Source organism: Micromonospora sp. DT231 (genome assembly GCF_049847025.1).
Classification (GTDB): domain Bacteria; phylum Actinomycetota; class Actinomycetes; order Mycobacteriales; family Micromonosporaceae; genus Micromonospora.
Map to the genome: position 1 here is coordinate 18,182 of NZ_JBNCNO010000012.1, position 13,158 is coordinate 31,339.

At 73.7% G+C, this 13,158-nt stretch carries 8 protein-coding genes and 1 pseudogene; 2 read left to right on the forward strand and 7 right to left on the reverse strand.

What is annotated here, in order from left to right:
* Positions 1-3: 3 nt before the first annotated feature.
* The 3 genes from ACPXBU_RS26035 to ACPXBU_RS26045 form a co-directional block, all read right to left on the reverse strand.
* Positions 4-624, reverse strand: a complete 621-nt coding sequence (locus tag ACPXBU_RS26035; protein ID WP_393372897.1) for an HAD family hydrolase — start codon at positions 622-624, stop codon at positions 4-6.
* Positions 624-4,238: a chromosome segregation protein SMC gene (gene smc, locus ACPXBU_RS26040; protein ID WP_425760060.1), complete on the reverse strand. Its 3,615-nt coding sequence runs from the start codon at positions 4,236-4,238 to the stop codon at positions 624-626. Before smc ends, ACPXBU_RS26035 begins: the two co-directional genes overlap by 1 nt.
* 522 nt (positions 4,239-4,760) lie before the next feature.
* Positions 4,761-4,955 (reverse strand): hypothetical protein, encoded by a 195-nt coding sequence (locus ACPXBU_RS26045; RefSeq protein ID WP_030487463.1) that lies wholly within the window; start codon positions 4,953-4,955, stop codon positions 4,761-4,763.
* Between the two features lie 373 nt (positions 4,956-5,328).
* On the opposite strand from ACPXBU_RS26045, the gene ACPXBU_RS26050 reads away from it, so the two are divergent.
* Both ACPXBU_RS26050 and ACPXBU_RS26055 read left to right on the forward strand, forming a co-directional pair.
* A complete protein-coding gene (locus ACPXBU_RS26050; RefSeq protein ID WP_425760061.1) occupies positions 5,329-6,669 on the forward strand; it encodes a CAP domain-containing protein in 1,341 nt (446 codons plus the stop codon).
* A gap of 117 nt (positions 6,670-6,786) precedes the next feature.
* Entirely contained in the window at positions 6,787-7,629 is an 843-nt protein-coding gene (locus ACPXBU_RS26055) for an endo alpha-1,4 polygalactosaminidase (protein ID WP_425760062.1), read from the forward strand.
* A 208-nt stretch (positions 7,630-7,837) separates the two neighbouring features.
* Here the strand turns inward: ACPXBU_RS26055 and ACPXBU_RS26060 are convergent, their stop codons facing one another.
* The 4 genes and pseudogenes from ACPXBU_RS26060 to ACPXBU_RS26075 form a co-directional block, all read right to left on the reverse strand.
* On the reverse strand, positions 7,838-10,057 hold the full coding sequence (locus tag ACPXBU_RS26060; RefSeq protein ID WP_425760063.1) for an MMPL family transporter: 2,220 nt from the start codon (positions 10,055-10,057) through the stop codon (positions 7,838-7,840).
* 221 nt (positions 10,058-10,278) lie between these two features.
* Positions 10,279-11,136, reverse strand: a complete 858-nt coding sequence (mutM, locus tag ACPXBU_RS26065; RefSeq protein ID WP_393372884.1) for a bifunctional DNA-formamidopyrimidine glycosylase/DNA-(apurinic or apyrimidinic site) lyase — start codon at positions 11,134-11,136, stop codon at positions 10,279-10,281.
* Positions 11,137-11,374: 238 nt separating this feature from the next.
* Positions 11,375-12,124 (reverse strand): annotated as a pseudogene (gene rnc / locus ACPXBU_RS26070) (ribonuclease III); the annotation flags it as partial.
* A complete protein-coding gene (locus ACPXBU_RS26075) occupies positions 12,121-13,107 on the reverse strand; it encodes a phosphate acyltransferase (protein WP_393372881.1) in 987 nt (328 codons plus the stop codon). The gene ACPXBU_RS26075 and the pseudogene rnc, both read right to left, overlap by 4 nt.
* Positions 13,108-13,158: the final 51 nt, after the last annotated feature.

Consider the following 13,158-nt stretch of genomic DNA (forward strand, 5'->3'; position numbering starts at 1 on the left):
CGCTCAGTGGGCCAGGGCCGCCCGCAGGTAACGCAGGTCGGCGTGGCCGCCCCAGCGGTGCGCCGACAGCCCGGCGGAGCGGGCGCCCCGGACGGCCCAGTCCTCGTCGTCGACGAAGAGCACCCGGGCCGGCGGGGTGGCCAGCGCCTGGCAGGCGGCCTGGAAATACTCCGGGGCCGGCTTGTGCACGCCGATCGTGGAGGAGTTGACCACCACGTCCAGCTCGCCCACCAGGCCGAGCGCGGCCAGGTCGGCGTCGAGCAGGTCGGTGGCGTTGGTGCCCAGCCCGACCCGGACGCCCGCCGCCCGGACCTCCCGGACGAACGCCAGCACCTCCTGGTCGACCTCGCCCCGGTAGCCCTGCCACTGCTCGACGGCGGCGCGGGCCCGTTCCGGGCTGCCCACCGATTCGGTCAGGGCGTCCGCCACGCTGCTCATCCACTCGGCGTGGCTGACCTGGCCGGTGAGCACCGGCTGGAGCCGCCCCCACTGCATGGCGATCTCACCGAGCACCCCCTCGGAGAGGCCGTACTCCCGCTCGACGACGGCGGCCACCGCCGGGTCCCACCGGCGCAGTACGCCGTCGAAGTCCAGCAGGAGCGCCGTCGCGCGTTCCCGAGCCACTACCCGTTCTCCTCGCCGCGGCGGTGCCGCTTGTCGTCCTCGTCGGCCCGGTTGAGCCGTTGGCTGATCACCTGGGTGACCCCGCTGCGCATGGTCACGCCGTAGAGCGCGTCGGCGATCTCCATCGTCCGCTTCTGGTGCGTGATGACGATCAGCTGACTCTTCTCCCGCAACTGTGCCAGCAACGTGATCAACCGGCCGAGGTTCACGTCGTCCAGGGCCGCCTCCACCTCGTCCATGATGTAGAACGGGCTGGGTCGGGCGCGGAAGATCGCCACCAGCATGGCGACCGCGGTCAACGACCGCTCGCCGCCGGAGAGCAGCGACAGTCGCTTGATCTTCTTGCCCGGCGGGCGGGCCTCCACCTCGACGCCAGTGGTGAGCAGGTCGTCGGGGTCGGTGAGGATCAGTCGGCCCTCACCACCGGGGAAGAGCACTGTGAACACCTGCTCGAACTCCCGGGCGGTGTCGGCGAAGGCGCCGGCGAAGACCTCCAGGATTCGCTCGTCCACGTCCTTGACCACGGTGAGCAGGTCCCGGCGGGTGGCCTTGAGGTCCTCCAACTGCTCGGAGAGGAACTTGAAGCGCTCCTCCAGCGCGGCGAACTCCTCGAGCGCGAGCGGGTTGACCTTGCCGAGCAGGGCCAGCTCGCGTTCCGCCTTGGCGGCCCGCTTCTCCTGCACCGGCCGCTCGTAGCGCACCGGCTCGGGCACCGGCAGGCCGTCGCGTTCGGCCGCCGCGACGTCGACAGCCGTCGGCGGGACGGGCTGCGCCGGGCCGTACTCGGCGACAAGCGTCTCCACGTCCAACCCGAAGTCCTCGGCGGCCTTCGCCTCCAACTGCTCGATGCGCAGCCGCTGCTCCGCGCGGGCCACCTCGTCGCGGTGCACCTGGCTGGTCAGCCGTTCCAGCTCCGCGCCGAGCCGCTTGGCCGCCCCGCGTACCTCCTGCAGCTCGGCCTCCCGGGCGGCGCGTTCCCGGGCGACCGCGTCGCGGTGCTCCTCGGCCGTCGCGATCGAGGTGGTGAGCCGGGTGAGCGCCTCCCGGGCGCCGCCGGCGACGGCACGGGCGATGCCCGCGCCCCGGGTGCGCGCGGCTCGCCGGGCCGCGGCGCGTTCCCGCGCGGCCCGTTCCGCGGTGGCCTGCCGGGTCAGCGAGTCGGCCCGGCCGGCGATCGAGGAGACCCGCTCCTCGGCGGTACGCACCGCGAGCCGGACCTCCATCTCGTTCTGCCGGGCCTGCGGCACCATGGCGGCGAGCTGGTCGCGGTCCTCGCTCGACGGCTCGGCGTCGACAGGGGTCTCCTCGGCCAGCCGCAGCCGCTCCTCCAGCTCGGCGAGCGCGGTGAGGTCCCGCTGCCGGGCCGCCTCGGCACGGGAGCGGGAGTCGCCGAGGCGGTCGGTCTCCGCCTTCGCGGACCGGGCCGCCGCGCCCAGCTCGGCCAACCGGCGGGCGGCGGCGTTGCGGTGGCTCTCCGCCTCGCGCTTCTCGGCGGCGGCGTGCTGCACGGCCTCCTTGGCGGCGGCCACCTCGGCGCGCGCCTCGACGAGCTGGTCACGCAGTTCCGCGCCGGCGCGCTCGGCGGTGAGCCGGTTGCCGCGGGCCTCCTCGACGGCCGCCTGCACCTCGATGTAGCTGGGGGCCTTGGCCGACCCACCGGCCGCCGCGTACGCCCCGACCACGTCACCGTCCGGGGTGACCGCCCGCAGTTCGGGGTTGCTGGCGACCAGCTCGGCCGCGGCGGCGAGATCGTCCACGAGCGCCACGTCCCGCAGTGCACGGTGCACCGCCGGGCGCAGCTCGGGGCCGCACTCCACCAGGTCGGGGGCCCACCTGGCCGCATCGGGCAGCTTCGGGCGCAGCGCGTCGGCGGAGCCGGTCATGCCGGGCCCCGCCGGGCTGCCCACGAGCAGGCCGGCCCGGCCGGCGTCGGAGATCTTCAGCAGCCGCATCGCCTCGACGGCCTCGTCCACCCCGCTCACGGCGACCGCGTCGGCGAGACCGCCGAGGGCGGCGGCCAGCGCGGCCTCGTGACCGGGCGCGACGGTGAGCAGCCCGGCGAGGCTGCCGAGCAGGCCGGGTACGTCGCCGGCGCGGGCGAGCAGCGCCCCGGCGCCGTCCTTGCGCCGCAGCCCCAGGGCGAGCGCCTCCTCCCGGGCCTTCCAGGTGGCGGCGTCCTTCTCCGCCGTCCGCTCGGCGTCGGAGAGCGACCGCACGGTGGCCTGCGCCCGCTCCTGCACGGCGACCGCTTCGGCGTGCCGGGCGTCCAGGTCCGCGTTGTCCCGGTCGGCCTCGGTGGACTGGGCCGCCACCGCGTCCAGGTCGGCCTGCGCCTGCTCGGCGCGGCCCAGCGCGTCGGCGTGCGCGACGGCGAGCCGGTCGATCTCCTCACCGGCGCTCGTCGTCCGGGCTCGGGCCGAGTTGACCTGACCGGTGAGCCGGGCCATTCCCTCGCGCCGGTCGGCGATGGCCTTGGCCGCGGCGACCAGCTCCCGCTCGGCGGCGGCGAGCTGCCGTTCCAGCTCCTGGCGGTGCTCGACCGCCTCGGCCAGCCGGATCTGGTCGTCGGTAAGCGCCGCGCGCAGCTCCTCCTCCTGCTCGCGGACGCGTTCCGCCTCGGCCTCCAACTGGTCCGGGTCGCGGCCGGGTCGTTCGTCGTCGCCGCCGGCGCTGAGGTGCCGCAGCCGCTCCCGGGCCAACTGCTCGATCGAGCGGAAGCGTTCCTGGAGGGCGGACAGCTTGTACCAGGTGTCCTGGGCGGCGGCGAGCAGCGGAGCGTCCTCCGCCAGGGCCGCCTCCAACTCGCCGAGCCGGCCCTGCACCTCGACGTGCTCGCCCTCGATCTGCTCACGCCGCTCCCGCAACGCCGTCTCGTCGGCGATCTCCCGGTCCAGGGTGGTCCGCAGGGTGGCCAGGTCGTCAGCGAGCAGGCGCAGCCGGGCGTCGCGCAGGTTGGCCTGGATGGCCGCCGCCCGGCGGGCAACCTCGGCCTGCCGGCCCAGCGGCTTGAGCTGGCGACGCAGCTCGGCGGTGAGGTCGGTGAGCCGGTTGAGGTTCGTCTGCATCGCGTCGAGCTTGCGCAGCGCCTTTTCCTTGCGCTTGCGGTGCTTGAGGACGCCTGCCGCCTCCTCGATGAACGACCGACGGTCCTCCGGCTTGGCGTGCAGCATGCCGTCGAGTCGGCCCTGCCCGACGATGATGTGCATCTCCCGGCCGATGCCGGAGTCGGACAGCAGCTCCTGGATGTCGAGCAGCCGGCAGGTGTTGCCGTTGATCTCGTACTCACTCTCGCCGGAGCGGAACATCCGGCGGGTGATGGAGACCTCGGTGTACTCGATGGGCAGCGCGCCGTCGGTGTTGTCGATGGTGAGGGTGACCTCGGCACGGCCCAGCGGCGCGCGACCGGCGGTGCCGGCGAAGATGACGTCCTCCATCTTGCCGCCGCGCAGCGCCTTGGCGCCCTGCTCGCCGAGCACCCAGGCGATGGCGTCGACGACGTTGGACTTGCCGGAGCCGTTCGGGCCCACCACGCAGGTGATCCCGGGCTCCAGCTTCAACGTCGTGGCGGAGGCGAAGGATTTGAAGCCCTTCACCGTCAGGCTCTTGAGATACACCTTCTCGATCCTCGTCCGGTGGCCGCCGTACCGTCGCCGGCTGTGGGGACCTGGGTGAACTCGCAGACTAGGGTCTGTGTCAAAGCCCTCGGTCGGGCCGAGGCGGAGTCCAGACGGCGATCCGGCAAGGCGGAGATTCGTCCGGATACAACACCGGTACCCGGACGAATCTCCAACGCGGCCGGTCGTCGTCTGGGCCCGCCGCAGGCCGGCCAGGGGCTTTGACACAGACCCTAACCCGGTGGTGGAAGCGGGCGGGCACGCGACCCGCCCCGGGCCGCGTGCGGCGCGGGCGCGAGCCGCGAGCGCGCTGTTGTTCTGGCGATCACGACAGGGACGAGAGCCGTTCATGATCGGCTTATCGCTCGGCGTGCTATTCGGATACCGAGGACGCGGTAAGGGCGGGACCGACCACAAGATCATAAATCGTCGGCGCCGAAAGGGGCCGGACAGTGTTGCGCGCCGGCACACAGGTGTCGGCGCGCATTTTGCGAAGTGCGATTCAGTTTTGCGACACAGAGATCAGGTCAGTGCCGGCTCGGCCAGACGGAGCAGATCGTCTGCCTCCGCGGCGGCCGCCGCGAGCCGATCATTGTCGGCACGCAACCGGGTGATCTCGAACTCCAGTGCCTGAACCCTGGAACGCAGTCGGGTGACCTCGTCGAGCAGACGCCGGTCGGGCGCTGCACCTACGTGGCCGTAGAGGGCCTTCGCCATGCTGACTCCTTGATATGCGCTGCCGGAAAGGCCGGACCAACGCGCGCCCATTTGTACGCGGCTGTCATTCCAGGCTGTATCTGGGCATGACCGGGCGCGACTGGCGACACCTATATATTGAGCCGCAAACCCCTCCTTCGTCAAGTTCTCGCAGGCCGTAGATCATCTCTACGTCGACCTGTCCACTTGTCGGGGGGCTGCCGCAATGGCACGGACACGCTCTGTCCGGACGCCTTTACTGTACGCCCGGATCCGGGGAATTCCGCACCCGGGCGTCCGAGTTCCCCTTAACTCTTCCTTAGCCACGTTGCCGCAGGTCGCAGGCGCGCCGTAGCGTCACCCCGGCCCGCAACCGACCCGTGGAGGCATAGGCGTGTACGGCTGGACCGACCCGATGGACCCGAACGGCGCCTCCCGGCGCGCCGAGCGGCCGACCGACGAGCCGACCTGGCTGCACGACCGTCCGGAGCCCCGCTCGGCCTACCTGTTCGGTGACGACGACCCGAACCAGCCCGGCGACGAGTGGCAGCGGGAGCAGCCCCCGACCGGCTGGCAGCCGGACCCGGCGGCCCCCGGCGGGCCGGTCGACGCGCGGACCGCCGCCTGGCCGGACCAGCGCCCGGAGCACGAGCCGACCGAGGGCTGGCACGACGGCCGCCCGGCCGGACCGCCCACCGGCGCGTGGCACGGCAGCAGCCCGGCCAAGCCGACCACGGACGGGTGGCACGGCAGTGGCCCGGGCGAGCCGGCCACCGGCGCCTGGCACGGCAGCAGCCCGGCCGAGCCGACCACCGACCGGTGGCACGGCAGTGGCTCCGCCGGGCCGGCCACCGGCGGCTGGCACACCGAACCCAGGCCGGAGACGACAGGTGGTTGGCGGCCCGACCCCGGCCCGGAGACGACAGCTGACTTTCCCGCCGACGCCGACCGGGCCGGCGAGGGGCGTCACCGCTCCCGCCCCCGTTGGCGACGTCCGCTGATGATCGGTGGGGCCGCCGCGGCGGCCACCCTCGTGGTGAGCCTCGGCGTCGGCGCGCTCGGGCTACCCGGCGGTGACGACGGGGCCGGCCAGCCGACGGCCGTCGACGACACCTTCGCGGCGTCGGCGGCGCCGACCGAGGAACCGACCCTCGACACCCTCGCCGCGCCGTCCCCGACCAGCACGCCCAGCCCGACCCCGCCGAGCCCGACACCGAGCAGAGCCGTCAAGCCCACCCCGGAGGCGTCGCGTACCACCGCCGCGTCACGGCGCGGCACGCCGCGCACAAGCGCCCCGGCCACGAGCAGCGGCTCGAACGGTTCCAGCGGTTCCAGCGGTTCCAGCGGCACCGTCAGCGCCCAGGCCCGCGAGGTGGTGGACCTGGTCAACGCCGAGCGGGCCAAGGCCGGCTGCGGGGCGCTGAGCATCGACGACAAGCTGATGACCGCCGCCCAGAAGCACAGCCAGGACCAGGCCGACCACAAGAACATGTCGCACACCGGCAGCGACGGCAGCAACGCCGGCGTCCGGTTGGACCGGGTCGGCTACGCCTGGCGCACGTACGGCGAGAACGTGGCCTGGAACCAGCAGACCCCGGCCGCGGTGATGGACGCCTGGATGAACAGCTCCGGCCACCGGGCCAACATCCTGAACTGCGCGTTCACCGAGATCGGCGTCGGGATCGCCACCAGCAACGGGCCGTACTGGACCCAGGTCTTCGCGGCGCCGCGCTGACCGCGCGTCGTTCGCGCCCCCGCGCTCGTTTGACCCGGTGAGGTACGCCGGGCCGGAGCGTGGGGGCGGCGTACCGGCAAGGGCGGCGACGGGCCGTCCGGGACCCGGGAGCTGCCGATGCGGATCCGGCCGCGGCGACGCGTCGCCGTACGCCCACTGCGCCGCGTCCTGTCGGCCGGCGTCGCGCTCGCCCTGGTGGTGCCGGCGTACGGATGCCGACCCGAGTTGACCCCGCCCGGCGCGCCCACCCAGTGGCCGGCCGCGCAGGCCCGCCAGTGGCAGTGGCAGTGGCAACTCAGCGGCCCGCTCGACCCGGCGGTGGAAGCCGACGTCTTCCTTCTCGACCCGGTGGACACCACCGCCGCGCAGACCGCCGAGCTGCGTTCCCGGGACCGCCGGCTGATCTGCCAGGTGCACGTCGGCTCGGTCCGCTCCGCCGACCCGGACGCCAGCCGGCTCCCGGACGCCGTACGGGGCGCGGCCGCCCGCCGACCGGACAGCCGTTGGCTGGACGTCCGCAGTTGGGACGCGCTGGAGCCGGTGCTGGCCGACAGGTTCCGGCTGTGCCGGGGCAAGGGCTTCGGAGCGGTGGCGTTCGCCGACGCCGACGGGTACGCGTCCCGCACCGGCTTCCCCCTCGACTTCGACGACCAACTGCTGTTCAACCGCCGACTCGCCCAGCTGGCCCGCACTCTGAGCCTCTCCCCCGGGCTGGTCAACGACGTGCCGCAGCTCGCCGCGCTGGCCCCGGACTTCGACTTCGCGGTCAACGAGGAGTGCGTCCGGCTGGGCCAGTGCGCCAAGCTGTTGCCGTTCGCCGACGCGGGCAAGCCGGTCTTCCACGTGGAGTACGCCGCCGAGGCAGAGGACTTCTGTGTCACCACGGTCGGCTACGGCTTCGCCTCGATCCGCAAGGACCGCAACCTGGACGCGTGGCGCGAACCCTGCCCCCTGCCCTAACCCCCACCCGCCCCGCCGCCCGGCCCGGCCCGCGCCCCGCCCTCGCCCCGCCCCGCCCCCGCCCTCGCCCCGCCCGCGATCTTGCACTTTCGGTTGTGGATTCGCGGTGTTTGTTCGGGTTCGTCGCGACAGAAAGTGCAAGATCGGCGCAGCGGGAGCGGGCGGGAGCGAGGGCGGGGCGGGGCGGGGCGGGGCGGGAGCGGGGTGGTTAGGGGACGGGCACCAGCTCCGGGGTCGGGGCCGGCGGGTCGGCCGGGGCGACCTCGGGGCGCGGGCGCAGGAAGCGTGGGGCCCACCAGTTGGCATCGCCGAGCATGGTCATCAGCGCGGGCAGCACCACTCCCCGGATGATCGTGGCGTCCAGCAGGATCGCCGCCGCCAGGCCGATGCCGAGTTGTTTCATGTCGATCGTGCTCAACGTGGCGAAGATCGAGAACACGCCGACCATCACGATCGCCGCGCTCGTCACCACGCCGGCCGACGAGGTGATCCCGTACGACACGGCGTCCCGGTTGGGCATGCCGGCCCGGACTCCCTCACGGATCCGACTGACCACGAAGACGTGGTAGTCCATCGAGAGGCCGAAGAGCACCACGAAGAGGAACAGCGGCAGCCAGGACACGATCGCGCCCATCGAGGTGAAGCCGAGCAGCCCCTCCGCCCACTCCCCCTGGAAGATCAGCACCAGCAGCCCGTACGCGGCGCCGGCGGAGAGCAGGTTCAGCGCGATCGAGCTGGCCGCGACCACCACCGACCGGAAGGTGAACGTCATCACCAGGAAGGTGAGCACGAGCACGAAGCCCATCACCAGGGGCAGCTTGTCCCGGACGTGGGCGGCGTAGTCCACGTTCTCGGCCACGCCGCCGCCGACCGCGTACTCGACGCCGGGGATGCCCCGCAGCTCGGCCGGGACCAGGTCCCCGCGCAGCTTCTCCAGCGACCGCACCGACCGGTCGTCCCGACTGGTGTACGGGGTGGCGACGTCGAGCACCGACACCCGGCGGTCGGCCGACACCTCGATCTTCGGGCCGTCCGCCTCGGCCGGGACGAACAGCGGGTCACCGGCGGCCCTGCCGGCGAGGTCGGTGAGCGCGGCCCGGACCCGGTCGGCCTGCTCGGCCGGCGCCCGGACGGCCACCACGTGATTGATACCGGTGCTCGGGTACGCGGCGGTGAGCCGGTCGTACGCCTGCATGGCCGGCGTGGTGCGCGGCAGGTCCTCCGAGCCGGGGAACTTCAGCTTCATGCCGAGCGCCGGCGCGGCCAACGCGAGCAGCAGGCCGACCGAGATGACAAGCGTCGCCACCGGAGTGCGCAACGCCGGCCGGAGCAACGCGGGCCAGAGCCGGGGTTTGCGGGGCTCGCCGTGCCGGCCGGTGCGCGGGGCGGTCAGCCGCCAGAGCAGCGGCACCCGGGGCCGGTCGACCCAGCGGCCGAGCCTGGCCAGCAGGGCGGGCAGCACGGTCAGCGAGCCGGTCACGGCGACGGCGACCACCAGGATCGAGCCGACGGCCAGGGACGAGAAGACCACGTCACCGGCGAGCAGCAGCCCGGCCATCGCGATGATCACGGCAATGCCGGAGACCACCACGGCGTGCCCGGAGGTCTCCGCGGCGATCTCCACAGCGTCCAGGCCGGAGCGGCCCTTGGCCCGTTCCTCCCGCTCCCGGCGGATGTAGAACAGTGAGTAGTCGACCCCCACCGCCATGCCGATCAGCAGGATCACCGGCGCCGTGGTGTCGGTGGCCGGCACCAGGTGCGAGGCGAGCGTGGACAGGCCCATCGCGGCGGCGACCGAGGAGAGCGCCAGCAGCACCGGGACGCTGGCCGCGATCAACGCGCCGAACGCGATGATCAGGATGGCCAGGGTGACCGGCAGGCTGAGCAGCTCGGCACGCTTGAAGTCCTTGCCCAGCGTGTCGTCGAGCGCCTGCTCGATCGACGGCCCGCCGACCTGCTCCACACGCAACTGCGGGTGCGCGGTCTGCACGGCGGCGGTGGCGTCGCGCAGCGGCTGCACCCGCTCCGAGGCGGTCTCCGGGTCACCGGACATGGTGATCGGCAACAGCAGCGCCGAGCCGTCCCGGGCGGTGACCGGCTGGCCCACCTCGGCGACCCCGGTGACCGTGCGCAGCCGGGCCGCGGCGTCGTCGGCCGCCGCCTTCGCCGCCGCGGGGTCCAGCGCGCCGCTGCGCGCGGTGATGAGCACGTTGTCCACGGCCGGATCGTCGAAGTTGCCGGCGTCCACGATCAGGCCGGCTCGCCCCACCTCGCCGATCTGCTCGTCGGCGCTTGTGGCCTCGTTGAGGCCGGCGGCGCTGCCACCGACGAAGCACACCGCCACGAATACGACCCACAGTGCGATCGCCCGCCACGGGTGCTCGGCGCTCCACCGCGCCAGCCGCACCGTCACCGGTCTTCTGCCCATCTCGGGTCCCCCTGTCACGTCAACCCCCTGTCAACGGTGCTGACGTTAGGTGCGTGACGAGGCGGTCACATCGGGGAACGGCCCTAGCCCGCCCCGGAACCGGTACACCGGGGGCGGCGGGCCGCCGGATGGACATCAACCCGCGATTCGGGCGTACGCCGGGGTGCGACCCGGAGCGTCCGGCCGCGACCCGCCGGTGCCGACCCGGAGCCGACTCGGGGTCATCCCCGAAGGGACACCCGCGGTCGTGGCTGGCAGCGCGGGCAACTGTACGAGGAGCGGTTCATGAACGCCTCGCGGCGGATCGGCGCGCCACACCGCCGGCACGGCTCGCCCTCGCGCCCGTAGGCGTTGAGCGCCCGGTCGAAGTAGCCGCTCTCGCCGTTGACGTTGACGTAGAGGGCGTCGAAGCTGGTGCCGCCCACGCTTATCGCCTCGGCGAGCACGTCACGGACGTGGCCGAGCAGGCGCTGCGCGGCCGGCCCGGTGAGCGCGTCGGTGGGCCGGCCGCCGTGCAGCCCGGCACGCCAGAGCGCCTCGTCGGCGTAGATGTTGCCCACCCCGGAGATCAGGGTCTGGTCGAGCAGCGCCCGCTTCACCTCGGTGTGCCGGCGGCGCAGCGCGGCGACGAACGCCGCGTCGGAGAACTCCGGATCCATCGGGTCGCGGGCGATGTGCGCGATCTCGTCGGGCAACTCGGCGCCACCCTCGCTCACCGACAGCCCGCCGAACGTGCGCTGGTCGACGAAGCGCAGCTCCGGCCCGTCGTCGGCGAACCGGAACCGGACCCGCAGGTGGGCCTCGTCCGCGGTGCCGGGTGGCTGGAGCAGCAGCTGACCGGACATCCCGAGGTGCCCGATGATCGCGTCGCCGCTGTCCAGTGGCAGCCACAGGTACTTGCCGCGACGGCGGACGTCCAGCACGGTCCGGCCGGCGAGCACGTCGGCGAAGTGCACGCCGCCCGGGACGTGCCGGCGCACGGCGCGCGGGTGACGGACCTCGACCGAGGTGATCCGGCGGCCGATGACCCACTGGGACAGCCCCTGCCGGACGGTCTCGACCTCGGGTAGCTCAGGCACGCCGCAGCCCCGTCTCGTGTCCGTCGGCACCCCCGGCCGGCAGGGCCTGCGCCAGATGGTCGGCCTGCTCGGCCTGGGCCGCCCGTCCGGCGCGTTCCAGCGGCCCGAACGGCTCGTCCCGGTCGGCCGAGCCGTCCGGGTCGATCAGCTGGCCCCGGCCGTCGCCGCCGGTCTGGCCGTCGTCGCCGACCCGACCGTCCCGGCCACTCTCGCCGGCCCTGCCGTCCCGGCCACCCTCGCCGGCCCTGCCGTCCTGGCCGTCGTCGCCCGCCTGGCCGTTCTGCTCGGCGAGCGTTCGCCACGCGGCCTCGGCGGCCCGCTGCTCGGCCTCCTTCTTGCTGCGCCCCTCGGCGCCGCCGTACCGGTTGCCGGCCACCACCACCCAGGCGGTGAACGTCTTGAGGTGATCCGGGCCGGTGCCCTCGATCCGGTACTCCGGGACGCCGAGCCCGAGCGCCGCCGTCAGCTCCTGGAGGCTCGTCTTCCAGTCCAGTGCGGCGCCCCGACCGGCCGACTCGGCCATCAGCGGGTCGAAGAGCCGGTGGATGACGATCCCGGTGGTGTCCAACCCGTACTGCAGGTAGATCGCCCCGAGCAGCGCTTCGAGCGTGTCGGCGAGGATGCTCGCCTTGTCCCGGCCGCCGGTGGTCTCCTCGCCCTTGCCGAGCAGCAGGTACGCGCCGAGGCCGTCCGGGCCCAGGCCACGGGCCACGTCGGCGAGCGCCCGCATGTTGACAACGCTGGCCCGCAGCTTGGCCAACTGCCCCTCGGGCAGGTCCGGGTGGTTGTGGAACAGCGCGGTGGTGATCACCACGCCGAGCACCGAGTCGCCGAGGAACTCCAGCCGCTCGTTCGTGGGCAGCCCGCCGTTCTCGTACGCGTACGAGCGGTGGGTCAGGGCGCGCTGTAGCAGCTCGGGTTCCAGGCTCACGCCGAACGCGGCTTCCAGGTGACCGACGGACGCCCGCCGCCGCTTGTCGTTGCTCATGATGTGCGTACCTCGGTGTCGGTGGAGCGGTCGGTGCGGTCCATCGCGGCGTCGCCGTCGAGCAACGCCGAGACCAGATCGGTGGCGCGCCGCCGCCACAGGTGAGCGGCGAGGGCGATGCCGGAGGCGACATCGTCGGCGCGAGCGGAGCCGTGGCAGACGACAACGGTCCCCGCGACGCCCAGCAGGGCGGCCGCGCGGGGCGCGCCGCCTTCGGCGGGTGGGCCACCGGCCATCGCGTACGCGCCTTCGATGGCCTTGAGCAGCACGTTACCGGTGAAGCCGTCGGTGACGACCACATCGACGCGCGCGCCGAGGGTCACGTCGTACCCCTCGACCAGGCCGACGTAGCGCGCCCCGCCGGGCAGCGGCTCGACGGCGAGCAACGGGTCGGTGGCCCGACGGACCCGGTCGCCCTTGCCGGCCTCGGTGCCGACCGACAGCAGCCCGACCCGCGGCGCGGCGATCGAGTGCGCCACCGCGGCGTACGCGGCGCCGAGCACGGCGTGGCGGGCGAGGGTGGCCGGGCGGGGTTCCAGCGAGCCGCCGACGTCGAGGAGTACGACAGGACCGGCCACGGTGGGCAGGGTGGCGGCAAGCGCGGGTTGGCGGATCTCCGGCCAGCGGCCGAGGCCGAGCACGGCGGCGGTGACTGTGGCGCCTGTGGCGCCGGCGGAGACCAGGGCGTCGGCGGTCCCGTCGCGAACGGCGGTGACCGCGGCGCGGACCGTGCTCTCGGCACGGGCGGCGCTGGGATGGTCGGCCATGCCGACGACATCACGGACGGGCCGCACCGTGATCCGCGTACGTTGCGGCGGATCGAGGGCAGCAATCAGCTCGTCGGCGACCTCGGCCGGGCCGACGAGGAGCAGGTGCAGGTCAGGGTCAGCGCGCACGGCCCGCAGAGCGCCGTCAACCACGACGGCGGGAGCGTCGTCCCCGCCGAGGAGGTCAACGGCGATCCGCGCGGTGCCCGGCTCCATCGGAACGCCGGCCGGAGTGTGCCGGCCGGCATCGGAGGAAGCCGGGGCACC